Annotated in this window: 12 protein-coding genes; 2 read left to right on the forward strand and 10 right to left on the reverse strand. The window is 64.5% G+C overall.

Annotated features, from left to right (window positions below):
- Positions 1-15: 15 nt before the first annotated feature.
- The 8 genes from ACFUOZ_RS12615 to ACFUOZ_RS12650 are packed head-to-tail and all read right to left on the reverse strand — an operon-like array spanning position 16 to position 9,038.
- Positions 16-1,344, reverse strand: a complete 1,329-nt coding sequence (locus ACFUOZ_RS12615) for a mannitol dehydrogenase family protein (protein ID WP_377548516.1) — start codon at positions 1,342-1,344, stop codon at positions 16-18.
- Positions 1,341-2,735: a glucuronate isomerase gene (gene uxaC / locus ACFUOZ_RS12620; RefSeq protein WP_377548519.1), complete on the reverse strand. Its 1,395-nt coding sequence runs from the start codon at positions 2,733-2,735 to the stop codon at positions 1,341-1,343. The genes ACFUOZ_RS12615 and uxaC overlap by 4 nt, the downstream gene beginning before the upstream one ends.
- Before the next feature lie 4 nt (positions 2,736-2,739).
- The gene (locus tag ACFUOZ_RS12625; RefSeq protein ID WP_377548521.1) at positions 2,740-3,672 is read right to left on the reverse strand and encodes a sugar phosphate isomerase/epimerase family protein; all 933 of its coding nucleotides are present in this window, start codon (positions 3,670-3,672) and stop codon (positions 2,740-2,742) included.
- Positions 3,669-4,865, reverse strand: a complete 1,197-nt coding sequence (locus tag ACFUOZ_RS12630) for a Gfo/Idh/MocA family protein (RefSeq protein WP_377548523.1) — start codon at positions 4,863-4,865, stop codon at positions 3,669-3,671. The genes ACFUOZ_RS12625 and ACFUOZ_RS12630 overlap by 4 nt, the downstream gene beginning before the upstream one ends.
- Positions 4,862-5,710, reverse strand: coding sequence for a sugar phosphate isomerase/epimerase family protein (locus ACFUOZ_RS12635; protein WP_377548525.1), 849 nt, complete (start codon positions 5,708-5,710; stop codon positions 4,862-4,864). The genes ACFUOZ_RS12630 and ACFUOZ_RS12635 overlap by 4 nt, the downstream gene beginning before the upstream one ends.
- Positions 5,711-5,712: 2 nt before the next feature.
- Positions 5,713-6,648, reverse strand: coding sequence for a carbohydrate ABC transporter permease (locus ACFUOZ_RS12640; RefSeq protein WP_377548527.1), 936 nt, complete (start codon positions 6,646-6,648; stop codon positions 5,713-5,715).
- The gene (locus ACFUOZ_RS12645) at positions 6,645-7,661 is read right to left on the reverse strand and encodes a carbohydrate ABC transporter permease (RefSeq protein ID WP_377548529.1); all 1,017 of its coding nucleotides are present in this window, start codon (positions 7,659-7,661) and stop codon (positions 6,645-6,647) included. The genes ACFUOZ_RS12640 and ACFUOZ_RS12645 overlap by 4 nt, the downstream gene beginning before the upstream one ends.
- 12 nt (positions 7,662-7,673) lie before the next feature.
- Entirely contained in the window at positions 7,674-9,038 is a 1,365-nt protein-coding gene (locus tag ACFUOZ_RS12650) for an ABC transporter substrate-binding protein (RefSeq protein ID WP_377548532.1), read from the reverse strand.
- Positions 9,039-9,167: 129 nt separating this feature from the next.
- Here ACFUOZ_RS12650 and ACFUOZ_RS12655 point away from each other — a divergent pair, with 129 nt between their 5' ends.
- Positions 9,168-10,181 carry a LacI family DNA-binding transcriptional regulator gene (locus ACFUOZ_RS12655; protein ID WP_377548535.1) on the forward strand — a complete coding sequence of 338 codons (1,014 nt, stop codon included), beginning with the start codon at positions 9,168-9,170 and terminating at the stop codon, positions 10,179-10,181.
- Between the two features lie 68 nt (positions 10,182-10,249).
- Positions 10,250-11,071: an ammonia-dependent NAD(+) synthetase gene (gene nadE, locus ACFUOZ_RS12660; protein WP_377548537.1), complete on the forward strand. Its 822-nt coding sequence runs from the start codon at positions 10,250-10,252 to the stop codon at positions 11,069-11,071.
- Between the two features lie 3 nt (positions 11,072-11,074).
- Here nadE and ACFUOZ_RS12665 read toward each other — a convergent pair whose 3' ends face one another.
- Both ACFUOZ_RS12665 and ACFUOZ_RS12670 read right to left on the reverse strand, forming a co-directional pair.
- Positions 11,075-12,337 carry a D-amino acid dehydrogenase gene (locus ACFUOZ_RS12665; protein WP_377548540.1) on the reverse strand — a complete coding sequence of 421 codons (1,263 nt, stop codon included), beginning with the start codon at positions 12,335-12,337 and terminating at the stop codon, positions 11,075-11,077.
- On the reverse strand, positions 12,334-12,765 hold the full coding sequence (locus ACFUOZ_RS12670) for a RidA family protein (protein ID WP_377548543.1): 432 nt from the start codon (positions 12,763-12,765) through the stop codon (positions 12,334-12,336). Before ACFUOZ_RS12670 ends, ACFUOZ_RS12665 begins: the two co-directional genes overlap by 4 nt.
- Between the last annotated feature and the right edge of the window lie 27 nt (positions 12,766-12,792).

A 12,792-nucleotide genomic window follows, 5' to 3' on the forward strand; every position in this document is an offset into this window, starting at 1 on the left:
GTTCCTTCCAAGGGTTCAGGCGTGGGTGCTGGCAGCGGCAATGCCGTCCTGCTGCCGGTGAAGGTGGGTAACCAGGGCATTGTCCCCGGCAAGGTCAGGGCTGATGAGGGCCAGCAGAGCAGCGGTGCGGTGTTCGCCGTCGTGCTTTTTTGCGGTCCGGATGTCCTCGGCCAGGGGGTCCTGGAAGTCGTCCGTGGCGGAAACGTAGGCGATCCAGGCCGCGATCATGCGGGCAGCACCGTCTCCGGGACGGCCATCGGCGCGTTCGGCGGCCAGCACGGGCAGGGCGCGCATGCGCAGCTTGGTGGTTCCATCCATGGCAATCTGGGTCAGATGGTGGGCGATCCGCGAATTGCCGAACCGTTCCAGCAGGGCTTGCCGGTATCCCGGAATGTCCAGGCCTTCCTCCGGCAGGTGCCGGGCAGCTTCATCCCAAAAGGACTCGACGGCGGACCGGCAGACGTCGTCGGACAGGGCTTCCGCCACGGTCGAGTGGCCCCTGACCAGGCCCGCGTACGCGAGGATGGAGTGCGCTCCGTTGAGCAGCCAGAGTTTGCGGTTCTCGTACGGCTCGATGTCGTCCACAAAAACCGCGCCGGCATCTTCCCAGCGCGGACGCCCGCCCGGGAAGTCACCGCTGAGGACCCAGTTGCTGAAGGGCTCAGCCACGACGGCGGCCTCGTCCCGGTAGCCGCACTGTTCGGCCACTTCCACGAGGTCATCAGGCGTGGTCCGCGGCGTAATCCGGTCCACCGAGGTGCCAACGAAGCTCACCTGTGCACTGATCCATTCAGCCAAGGCTGGGTCCAGCGCTTCCGCGATGGCAAGTACCGCTTTGCGGGCAACCGGGCCATTGTCAGCGAGGTTGTCGCAACTGACCACGGCGATGGGTCCGGCACCGGCATCCTTGCGGGCCGCAAGCGCGGTGACCAACCGGGCCAGCGGGGTGTGCCCGCCCGTGGCCGCATAAGCGGCTTCCGTGATGGTCAGCGTGACAACCGCCGTCGCGGGCGCGGCCACGAGCTCGGCGAGCCGCTGGACGTTGGCACCATCCACCGCTTCCACGATGCTGCCGATGACTTCAAATGCGTCTCCGGTACCGGACCTCTCCACCACGGTGAACACGCCGTCCTGTTCCGCAAGGACATCCGCGGCGTCGGGCCGGCGCCCGGTGAACGCCGCAATGCCCCAGTCGGCTGCGTCCCCCGCGTGGTGGGTGTACCAGGCCTGGTGGGAGCGGTGGAAAGCCCCGAGGCCCAGATGCACCATCCGGACCGGGGGCGAGGCCTGCCCTGGAAATGCGGCGGCACGGTTGAGCCGGGGAGGCCCCTGGTGGGCACTCATAGCTTGAAGACCCGTCGCGGGGAAGAATCGACGACGTCGACAATCAGCTCGTGCGCGCGGTCCTCGCTGAGGCGGTGCTCGGCAACGAGCCGCGCCAGGAACGAGGCTTCGATCCTGCGGGAGGCGTCGTGCCGGGCCGGGATGGAGCAAAAGGCCCGCGTGTCATCGATGAACCCGGAGGACCGTGAGAAGCCAGCGGTCTCCGTAACGGCGGAGCGGAAGCGCAGCATGGCGTCCGGCGCATCCAGGAACCACCACGGAGCCCCGATGTAGACCGAGGGGTAGAAACCGGCCAGCGGTGCGAGTTCGCGGGAGAAGACGGTCTCATCCAGGGTGAACAGCACCAGGTGGAAGTCCTTGGCTGTACCGAAGTCCTGAAGCAGCGGCCGGACGGCCTCGGTGTAATTGACGGCGAAGGGGATGTCGTGGCCCGTGTCCGCGCCGAAGGCCTCGAACGTGGGCTGGTGGTGGTTGCGGTACGAGCCTGGATGGATGGTCATCACCAGGCCGTCTTCCACCGACATCCGCGCCATCTGGTACATCATGTGGGCCTCGAACGCGTCGCGGTCCTGGGCGTTTGCTTGTCCCGACACGGCCTTGTCGAACAGGGCCTCCGCGTCGGACGGGTCCAGCTTGAGGGTAGCGGGAGTCCTCACACCATGGTCTGCCGATACGGCACCGTGGTCCACGAAGTACCGGCGGCGATTCTCCAGGGCGGTGAGGTAGCCCCGGTAGCCGCTGCCGCCGTCGGACGCCTCTGCGAGGAGCCGTTCCACGTTGGCCCGCCAGGACGGGTGCGCGATGTTGATGTACGCGTCCGGGCGGAACGTGGGCAGTACGCGGCCATGGAACGACGCGTCAGCGGCGAGCGCACGATGGCTGTCCAGGCTGTCCAAGGGATCGTCCGTGGTGGCCAGGACCTCGATGTTGAAGTCCTTGAACAGCTCACGCGGGCGGAAACCCGGCTCCGCGAGCTTGGCGGAAATCGCGTCGAAACTGGCGTCCGCGGTGTCCGCGGACAGCTCGCCCTGCCACCCGAACACGGACTCGAACTGGGTCCGCAGCCAGTACCCGGACGCGGTGCCGTCGAACAAGGGCCACGCCTGGCAAAAGGTCCGCCAGATGTTGCGTGCCCCTGCCTTGGGCTGGAGCTTGTCCAGTGGAACTCCGGAAGCGTGGATCAGCCGGGTGACGTAATGGTCGGGGGTGACCAGCAACGCAGCCGGATCGGGAAAGGGTGTGTTCTGCTCGATGACGGCCGCGTCAACATGACCATGCGGAGAAATGATGGGCAGGTCCTGGACCCGCTCCAGCAAGGCACGCGCGATGCTGCGCGTCCCCGGATCCGCCGGAAGCAAGCGGTCCGGGTGGGTGGCAAGGGTCTTGGACATGGAGTCAGCCTTTCGGGGTGGAGCCGGCGGAGAGATCGGCACTGGCAGGAACCGTCAGTCCTGCCAGCTCTGCCACCCGGCGCAAGTACTGGAGGTTGCCTGCCGTACGCTCGGCCAACGGAAGGTCGGTGGAAAAGTCCTCCACGGTGACCCAATCGTCGTAACCGACCTCGGCCAGGGCCCTGAAGTACGCCAGGACACTCCCCTGGCCTTCAGCCAGCGGGGCCCACTGGTTGACCCACACGGCGGCTCCGGATTCGTCGCGCTCCGGTTCCTGCACCCAACGGGCATTCTTCACATGGACGTGCGCCAGGTACGGTCCCAGGAGTTCGAGGGCAGGCAGCGGAGATTCCCAGCCCTCGATCAGCAGGTTGCCGAGGTCGTGGATGACGCCCACGTGCTGGGGATCCAGGCCCTCCAGAAGGCGGCGGGCGGCCGAGGCGGACGCCGTCACAGTCCCGTGGTGCAGCTCAACGAGTGCCTTGACTCCATGGTGGGCCGCTCGGGAGGCAACCCACTCATAGTGTTCGCGGGTGGCCGCAAACAACTCCGGGTAGGACAGGCCGCTGGGTTCGCCCCCGCCCATGGTGGAGTTGCCCAGCGGCAGGACGTTGACCCTGACCTGGCGTGCACCCAAGGCGGCTGTGGCGGCGAGGACGCGCTCGACGTCGTCGTGGTTGTCACAGCGGGCGTACCCGCCAAGGCCTGAGTATTCCAAGCCGGCGTCGGCGGTGAGCCGGGCGATCTCCGGCAGCGACTCCTCCAAACCGGTCATGGGCCAGGTGGCCTTGTTGCCGGCCCAAAAGCCGGGCTCCGGGGATTCGGCCTGGTCGGTGACCCGCCATTCGATGCCGTCCCAGCCCTGTGCGGCGAGCTCAGTGGCGGCTTCCTGCGGAGTCCAGTCCGGCGTCGAGGCCGTAAAGACTGAGAACTTCATGCGCTGACCTCCTCGAAGTGTCCGTTGCCGGTGCGTACCTCAACGTCGTTGTACTTGCCCGCAACCACGTCGGCTATGAGCACGGGGCGGCCTAGCGTGGCCGAAACGTACAGGGCGCGTACGGTGGCCAATGCACGCACGGCGTCCTCGATGGTGACGCCCGCGCGACGGCCGTTCCGGATCGCATCCACCACGTCCCGGTACTGACGGATGTGGCCGGCGGGGTAGACGGTGGGGTCCAGGTTGGTTTGCGGTGCCGGTTCTGCGAACCGGGCCAGCTCCTCCTCCGCCTGGTTGCTCGCACCGGGCATCCCCATGGGTCCGCTCTGCGTCTCTTCTTCGGAAGCTGCAGCGTGGAAGAACTGAAGGTTGTCACTGTCGATCACGGCCGAACCCTTGCTGCCCATGACCTGCAGCCTGACGCTGAGCCCTGGGTACGCGGCGGTGGTCGCGTGGAGTACTGCAAGGGCACCGGATTCGAACGTCACGGTGGCCACTGCGGTGTCCTCGACTTCGACTCCTGTGTGCGCCAGAAGGGCTGTCTTGGCACTGATTTCCACCGGGGTGCCCAGGAACCACAACAGCAGATCAACGGTGTGAACGCCTTGGTTCATCACCGCCCCGCCGCCGTCCATGGCCCAGGTGCCACGCCATGCGCCGGAGTCGTAGTAACCCTGGCTGCGGTACCAGCTCACCGAGGCAATGGCCGAGGTCAGCTTGCCAAAGCGCCCGGCGCGGCGGGCTTCGTCCACCACAATGGACGCAGGATCGAAGCGGTGCTGGCTGATGACACTGGCCACCAGCCCCTTCGCTTCTGCCGCTTTGGCTGCCGCCATGATCTCATCGGCACGGTTCAGGTTCACGTCCAGCGGCTTTTCGATCACCACGTGCTTGCCCGCGTTGAGTACCTCCAGGGCCTGCTCGATGTGCAGTCCGCTGGGGGTTGCGATGATGGCAAGGTCGACGTCGGCACCCGCGAAAGCTTCCTCGAGGCTTCGGAAGGTGGCCGGCCGGGCGGCGCCCTGGTCCTCGATGTGCTGGGCCAGGGCATCCGCGGCGTCGGTGATCTCATCCACCAGCGCCGTGACCTGCAGGTCCTCAATCTCGGCAACAGAGGCCGCATGGGTGCGTCCGATGGTGCCGCATCCGGCAATGGCGACGTTGATCGTGGGCTTGGACGTTTCGGTGCTCACTTGGTTTCCACTCCTGCTTCGTTAACGACTTTGGCAAAGGCACGGGCTGCCATCCCGAAAGCGGTCGGTCCGGAGAAACCGCCCAGGCCATGGGCGCCGGCCAGGTGCGGTTCCAGGCTTGCGAAACCAACGAAACCGTCCGCTTTCAGCGCCTCCACGGTGCGGAGCAGATCACCGTCGCCCTCACCGGCAGGAACCACGACGCCGTCCGCGAACCGCGCGTCCTTGACCTGCAGGTATTCGAGGTGGGGACGGAGTTTTGCGTAGCCCTCGTCGAAGGGCTTCACGCCCACCTGGACGAAGTTGGCCGGATCCCAGGCCACTTTCAAAGCCGGCGAGTCTACCGACTCGATGATGTCCAGCACGCGGTCGGGGGTGTCTCCGAAAATGTCTTTCTCGTTTTCGTGGAGCAGAACCACTCCGGACTGTTCGGCAACCTCGGCCAAGGCACGCATGCGCTCAATGACGTCGTCCCGGATACTGTCCACCGCCACGCCTTCCCCGTAGTAGAAGGAGAAGATGCGGATGTAGCGGGCGCCCAGGACCTGTGCTGCGTTGGCGGCCCGGCGGAGGCGCTCCACCTCGTGCTCCACGGGCAGCGTGACATCGACTTTGCCGATGGGCGACGCGATGGCTGAAACGCCCATGTCCGCCGCGTCCAGGAGCTTCTTCAGTTCGGTCAATTGCCCGGACGTCAGGTCCACGATGTTGGTTCCCCACGCACTGCGGACTTCGATATGGTTCGCGCCCAAGGCCTGGAGTACGGCGATCTGCAGGACCGGGTCGTCGTCGATCTCGTCTCCGAAGCCCGAAAGCGTCCACTGGACTGTTGCTGGTCCGGTCATTGCTACTTAACTCCTCCGGCGGTGAGACCGCCCACTAGGTAACGTTGGAAAATGAGGTAGAGAATCACGACGGGCGCCGCGCAAACCAGTGAGGCCGCCATCATCTGGCCGTACAAGGGAATTGCTCCACCCTCCTGCGAAGCTCCGAAGACCTGAAGGGCTACGGCTGCCGTCTGGCTCTCCGGTCGGGTCATTACCGAGGCAAAGAGGACATCGTTCCAACCCAACAGGAAAGCGAAGATGCCCGAGACCACGATGCCGGGCCAGCTGAGCGGGAGGATGATCCGGACCAGCACGCCCACGTTGCTGGCGCCGTCGATCCTTGCCGCCTCTTCCAGCTCACGCGGCAGGCCACGCAGGTAGGTGACCATCACCCAGGTGGAGAAGGGCATCGCGAAGGTCAGGTAGGTGATGAAGAGTCCCCACTGCGTTCCGATCACCTGGACGCCGAGGTAGCTGGCGGCCGAGGAGAAGAGCACGAACACCGGAAGGACCATCAGGGTACCCGGGACCGACTGCAGGGCCAGGAGGCCGCGAAGGATGGTGAGCCGCCCGCGGAACTGGTAGCGGACCAGGACGTAAGCGATGGATACGGACATGGCTGCCGATACGACAGCGGTGGCACCGGCTACCAGGACACTGTTGGCAAGGCCCGTCGCCAGGCCGACGCTGGACCAGATCTTGGTGTAGTTCTCCAACGAGAAGCTGGAGGGCCAGAACTCGCCGTTTGCCACGCCGATGTCTGAGTTCACCGACGCCAGGAATATGTAGGCAACCGGGATCAGGACGATCGCGCTCAGGACCGTGAGGATGATGGCCAGCATCGGGCCAGGCAGGAGCCGGGTGACTTCGTGCTGCCGCTTTGAACCGGGCCGGAACGTGGTCCCCGACGGATCCGGACGGGAGGTGCCGCGGACCGAGGTGGTTGATGCGCTCACTTCTTGCCTCCCGGCGTTTCGGCGTCGTCCAGTTTCACGGCGCGAAGGTAGATGAACAGGGGAATGGCGATCAGCACCAGGGACACGAACGCCATGGCGGCGCTGAGGCCGAAGCGGAAGCTCTGGAAGCTGGTTACGTAGGTGAGGATCGGAAGTACTTCGACGTCGGACGGGGCCGGAACGCCGAACAACACGAACGGGAGGGTGAAGTTGTTGATGTGGTGCAGCATGCCGATCAGGAAAGCCAGCGACAACGGGCCCTTGAGGTACGGGAAGATGACGTACCGGAGCTTGTTCCACCACAGTGCACCGTCCAGGGCCGAGGCCTCGTGGACTTCGTGGTCCACCGATTGCAGGCCGGAAAGTGCCAGCAGGTAGATGAACGGCCAGGAGGCCCAGATCTGGACAAGGATCAGAGTCCAATACGTTTGGGGTCCGTTGAGCCACAGTCCACCGTCCACTCCGAAGACACCCAGGGCCGAGTTGACCACTCCGTCAGGCTGGAACATGGTCCGCCACACGGTTGCCACCACGAAGGACGGCAGCACGTAGGGGATCAGGAAAATCGAGCGGATCAGCGCCCGGCCCTTGAAGGCGTTCTGGGTGGCGACAGCCGCTGCGATGCCCAACGGCAGCGTCACCAGCATCGCGATCAGTGAGTAGCTCACGCTCAGCCACACCGAGTGCAGCAGCGGCGAGTCAGTCAGGGCCTCCACGAAGTTCTCGACGCCGATGAAGGGCGCGCTGACCCACTTGCGGAGCGAGTACTGGTCGAGGTTGAGCGCTGACATGTAGATGCCGAGGAACAGCGGGACCACGATGATGACGAACATCAGCAGGCCGCCGGGGATCAGCATCCACAGTGGACGGTTACGCTCGCTCAGGCCCTTTCGGCGGGCAGGTTTCCGGCCACCGCCTGCCGGCGGGAGGGTTCCGGTGCCTGCGGGCGGCGAGGCACCGGCGTCGGGCGCTGAAGCCACGGGTTTCATTTCCCTGAAGGAATCAGTGGACATGGGAGACCCTGCCTAGGACTTCGCAGCCCGGTCGAGGGAGGCCTGGCCCTTGGACTGTGCGTCCTTCAGCCGTGATTCAAGGGCGCTCTCATCGACAGATCCCTTGGCCAGGTCCGGGATGGACTGGACGGTCACGTTCAGGAGGCCCAACTGGATGTCGCCCCAGGCTCCGGTGAAGGGAGTTGCCTTCGACTTGCCGGCAGCATCGGCAATCGGCTTCAGCTTCGGGTCAGTCAGGGAGGCGAGTGCCTCGGCGTTTGCGGGAAGCTCGCCGAAGGTCTTTTGGTAGTTGAGCTGCTCGTCCTTGGACGTGATCAGCTCGATGTAGGCGAACGCCAGATCCTTCTGCTGGGAGTAGTCCGCGACCACTACGTTGTCACCGGAGAGGATGCTGGCGGCCTTGTCGCCGTCGCCCTTCGGGGAAGATTCGCCCGGAGCCGTGGTGGGCATGAGGGCGTATTCGTACTTGCCGGCGACGGCGGACTTGTCCAGGGTGGGGATGGAGCTGGACGTAGTCATCATCAGGTATCCGGCTTTGCCGGAGGCGAAGGCTGCTACGGCGTTGCTGTTGCTCCAGCCGATCGCTGCCGGGTCCACCACCTTGTCCTTGGTGAGCCAGCCGAAGTAGGTCTCGTAGGCCTTCTTGACTGTGGGATCGTCCATCTTCAGCTTGTTGCCCTCAACCAGCGGGTTGCCTGCCTGCACGGACATGGCCCAGATGAACTTCCAGGGATCGAAGTTGTCCTTGTAGCCGGTGGCCAGACCGTAGGTCCCGGCGCTGGCGTTGGTCATTTTCTTGGCTTGCTCGGCGAGCTCATCCCAGGTGGTGGCGGGCTTGTCGATGCCCGCGGCTGCCAGGATGTCCTTGTTGTAGGCCATGACGAACGGGCGGCTTACGAATGGAATACCGGCCTGGTGCTCGGCGTCGGGGCCGGAGATTCCCAGCGCGGCCGGGTTGAACCGGTCCTTGCCGCCTATCTTCTTCCAGTCGTCTTCGGAGAGTGTCACGAAGGCTTTGGTGGCGTAGGCGGTTGGTGTGAAGGTGGTGCCCAGGCTGTAGACATCCGGGCCCTGGCCGGAAACAACGGAAGTCTGGATACGGGTCAGTTCATCGTTGGCTGAGGCGAAGGTCTCGAACTTCACTTCCGCGCCGGTCTTTGCCTTGAACTTGGCAGCAATGTCGCTCTGCCACTTCTTCTGTTCTTCCGGGTACTGGTTGTTGATGCCGGTCAATACATTCAGTGTCTTGCCCGCTCCGTCGACGGCACCCCCGGAGCTGGCTGACGTGCCGCTGTTGCCGCTCCCCCCACAGGCTGTCAGTGCCAGTGCAGCAGTCAAAGCGACGGCGGCCAGCTTGGCAGATGGTGCAAACCTCATTGTTTCCTCCTTGGATACACAGCCCGATAGTGGTCTACGTCACAGGGGCTTTCGGCAACGAGTCTACGAGCCCGGCAACTGTGCGGCAAGCGGTTGCCAAAAGTTGCCATGGGATGGTGCAATCTTTTTATGGCTGAGACAAACGCACGGGGATCCGCACCCACAATCCGGGATGTTGCCGCCTTGGCGGGAGTGGCCACTTCCACCGTCTCCAGGGCCCTTTCCAACCCGGACCGCGTGAACAGGGCAACCCGCGAACGCATCGAGAAAGTCGCCGCCGAGCTTAACTACGTCCCCAGCTCGCAGGCCCGCAGCCTCAGCTCAGGCCGCACCAACGCCATCGCGCTCCTGGTCCCGGACGTCACCAATCCGTTCTACTTCGACATCATCCGCGGCACCCAGAACCAGCTGAAGGCAGCCGGTTACACACAGTTGCTGGTGGACACCGAAGAGTCGGCCGAGATGGAGGCCGATGCCCTGCAAAAGATGCAACGAACGGCCGACGGCTTCATCCTCGCCGCTTCCCGCCTCACCGACACCCAGATCCTCGAGGCGGCATCGTCGCAGGCAATCGTCACCATCAACCGCTCCTCAGCCAACGCTCCCACCGTGGTCATCGACACCCCCGGCGCCGTCGTACAGGCACTGGAACACCTGAGCTCGCTGGGCCACTCCAGCATTTGCTACGTTGGCGGGCCGGCGTCTTCCTGGTCCAACGCCAAACGCTGGAAGACCTTCGAGGAAGAAAGCCGCGACCGCGGACTTACCACCTCCCGGGTGGGTCCCTTTACCCCTAAGACGACGTCCGGAGCGGCAGCCGCAGATGCGGCGGCACGAACCGGGGCAACGGCCTGCATCGTTTTCAACGACCTCCTGGCGATCGGCATGCTGCAGCGTCTCCGCGAGCGCGGCATCCGGGTCCCGGAGGACATGAGCATCGTCGGTTGCGATGACATCTTCGGCGCCGACTTCTGCAACCCGCCCCTGACCACCATGGCCTCCCCAATCGAGCAGGCCGGGCGGGTGGCGGTCTCCATGCTCCTGGCACAGCTGGATCCCCTGAACGCCGGATCCAGCCGCCGCCTCGCGGTCATGCCCACCCATCTGACCGTGCGCGGCTCAACAGGCCCGGCACCGGATTAACGTCCTGTAGCTGAATCACCACGCAATATGGTTGAGCCTTCGCGACGCGCCTGACTAGTGTGGAACACATGCGCGAACTCCAGGCCAAGATCATTGAGGAAATGGGCGTCCAGCCCCGGATCGATCCTGCGGAGGAGATCCGCAAGCGGGTTGCCTTCCTGAAGGATTACTTGAAGGCAACAGGGACCAAAGGCTTCGTGCTGGGAATTTCCGGCGGCCTCGACTCCACACTCGCGGGCCGTCTGGCCCAGTTGGCGGTTGAGGAACTGGAGGCCGACGGCGTGGACGCCAACTTCGTGGCGGTCCGCCTCCCCTACGGCGTCCAGCACGACGAAGAGGACGCCCAGGCAGCCCTGGACTTTATCCGGGCCAAAACCGAGTGGACCTTCAACATCTCCCGCGCCGTCGACGGCTTCGAGGACGAGTTCCTCAAGACCACCGGTGCAGAAATTTCAGACTTCCACAAAGGCAACACCAAGGCCCGCGCCCGCATGATCGCGCAGTACGCCCTGGCTGGCGAGCACAACTATCTGGTCATCGGCACGGACCACGGCGCCGAGTCCGTCACGGGCTTCTTCACCAAGTACGGCGACGGCGGTGCGGACATCCTGCCGCTGTTCGGGCTGGACAAGCGCCAGAACCGGCAAGTCCTGGCAGAGCTGGGCGCGCCCGAGCGACTGTGGAAGAAGGTTCCGACAGCCGACCTCCTGGACGACAAGCCCGGCCGCACCGACGAAGACGAACTCGGCATCACCTACGACCAGATCGACGACTACCTTGAGGGCCGCGAGGTGCCCGAAGGAGTGGCCGAGATCATCGAACAGAAGTTCCTGCGCACACGCCACAAGCGCACCGTCCCTGTGACGATCTTCGATACGTGGTGGAAGTAGCGCCTAGCGGCCGACAGCGTAAGGCGTCACAGGCAGGGCCGTAGCTTTACCGTCGATCAGGTCAGCCAGCATCTCCGCTGATCCACAGGCCATGGTCCATCCCAGGTGGCCATGGCCTGTGTTGATGTACAGGTTGCTTTCGCCTGCCCTGCCAATGATGGGTGGGCCGTCCGGGGTCATGGGCCGCAGGCCCACCTTGTAGGTGGCCCGGCCCAAATCCAACACCCCCGGAAACAATTCGTTACCGGCTCTGAGGATGTTGGCGAAGTCCTTCTGCGAATACTGCTGCGAGTAACCGGCAAACTCGGCGGTGGCAGACATCCGCAGTTCATCCCCGAACCGTGACCATGCAACGAGGGACCGCTCGTCAATGCCTCCCAAGCAGGGGGCGAGTGCTCCTTCTTTGATGGGAGCGGTCAAGCTGTACCCCTTGGCTGGATAGACCGGGAGGCGGATACCGGCCGTCCTGGCAAGGCGGGCGCTCATCGGACCACCCGCAAGGATGTACCGATCGGCCGCCAGTTCACCTCGAACGCTTCGGAGCCCTCCCACGTGGGTTGCACCAGGCCGGGAAGCCTCCATCCGGAAGCCTTGGACGGCCGTGTCGAAGGTGAAGCGAACCCCCAGGTCCTCGCACAGCTTTCGAACTTCCGCCGCAAATTTGGCGGGGTTTCCGGTCGCATCGGTTTCATCGTGGACAGCTCCCACGAACCTGACATGGCTGTTCGCCAGGGCCGGTTCCAAGTGGAGCAATTCCTCGCGGGACACGGGCCGCTGGGCTTGGCCGTTCTCCCGCATGATGGTGCCGTGCGCCATCGCGCGCTTCAGGGCCTCGGCATCCCTGTAGAGGTAGAGGACGCCGCCTCCGGATGGACGGAAGTCCATGCCCTCCCCAGTTATCATCGCATTGAAGAGCTGTTGGCTCCGTTGGGCGAGACGAAGTTTTGCCAGGGTGTTTCGGCTCGCCCGCGGCCCGGTACATTCGCGGAGGAACCGAAAACCCCAGGACACGAGTTCCGCATCGAGGCGTGGTTTCACCCGGATGGAAGTATCGGAACTGAAGAGGGACCTCAGCAACTCCTTGGGTGCCGACGGTGAAGCCCAGGCAAACGAGTGCCCCGGTGCGACTAAACCCGCCGTAGCGTCGCTGGTAGCCAGCGTTTCGGAAGCCTCCCTGTCCACCACTTCAACCTCGTGTCCACGCCGGGCCAGCTCATAAGCCGTGGTGACACCGATGATCCCGGCGCCCACTATCAGGATCTTCATTTCCCTGCCTCCGCCCGGACAGCCCCGGTCTGGGGCAGGCAGGCAATCGCCTGCACTTCCACCAGGAGCCTGGGGTCCAGCAGTTCGGCAACAACAGTGGCACGGGACGGCCTGTGTCCATCAAAAGCCGACACCCAGGTTTTGTTGAAAGCATCGGCCAGCACAGCGTCCTTGAGGTAGACGGTGCAGGAAACGACGTTCGCCAGGCCGGCGCCGTAAGTCGCCAGTACACGGCTCAATCGCTCCAGGGAACATTGGGTTTGTGCCTCGATGTCCCCCTCCCCCACCACCAACCCGTCGTCGCTGAACGAAACCTGGCCCGAAACGTAGAGGGTTCCTCCGGCGAGCGTGGCCGCTGGATAGGGAGAAGCCTCGGTTGTGATGCCGGGGACATCCACGGTCCGGACGGGGATTTGAATCGAAGTCATGGTTCTCTTTCACGGAAATCGGGCGCG

The organism is Paenarthrobacter sp. NPDC057355 (assembly GCF_042667405.1).
GTDB lineage: Bacteria > Actinomycetota > Actinomycetes > Actinomycetales > Micrococcaceae > Arthrobacter.

Excerpts from the sequence above, each read along its gene's own strand:
- ACFUOZ_RS12615 (WP_377548516.1), bottom strand. The coding sequence starts at position 1,344 with ATGAGTGCCCACCAGGGGCCTCCCCGGCTCAACCGTGCCGCCGCATTT.
- uxaC (WP_377548519.1), bottom strand. The coding sequence starts at position 2,735 with ATGTCCAAGACCCTTGCCACCCACCCGGACCGCTTGCTTCCGGCGGAT.
- ACFUOZ_RS12625 (WP_377548521.1), bottom strand. The coding sequence starts at position 3,672 with ATGAAGTTCTCAGTCTTTACGGCCTCGACGCCGGACTGGACTCCGCAG.
- ACFUOZ_RS12635 (WP_377548525.1), bottom strand. The coding sequence starts at position 5,710 with ATGACCGGACCAGCAACAGTCCAGTGGACGCTTTCGGGCTTCGGAGAC.
- ACFUOZ_RS12645 (WP_377548529.1), bottom strand. The coding sequence starts at position 7,661 with ATGTCCACTGATTCCTTCAGGGAAATGAAACCCGTGGCTTCAGCGCCC.
- ACFUOZ_RS12650 (WP_377548532.1), bottom strand. The coding sequence starts at position 9,038 with ATGAGGTTTGCACCATCTGCCAAGCTGGCCGCCGTCGCTTTGACTGCT.
- ACFUOZ_RS12655 (WP_377548535.1), top strand. The coding sequence starts at position 9,168 with ATGGCTGAGACAAACGCACGGGGATCCGCACCCACAATCCGGGATGTT.
- nadE (WP_377548537.1), top strand. The coding sequence starts at position 10,250 with ATGCGCGAACTCCAGGCCAAGATCATTGAGGAAATGGGCGTCCAGCCC.
- ACFUOZ_RS12665 (WP_377548540.1), bottom strand. The coding sequence starts at position 12,337 with ATGAAGATCCTGATAGTGGGCGCCGGGATCATCGGTGTCACCACGGCT.
- ACFUOZ_RS12670 (WP_377548543.1), bottom strand. The coding sequence starts at position 12,765 with ATGACTTCGATTCAAATCCCCGTCCGGACCGTGGATGTCCCCGGCATC.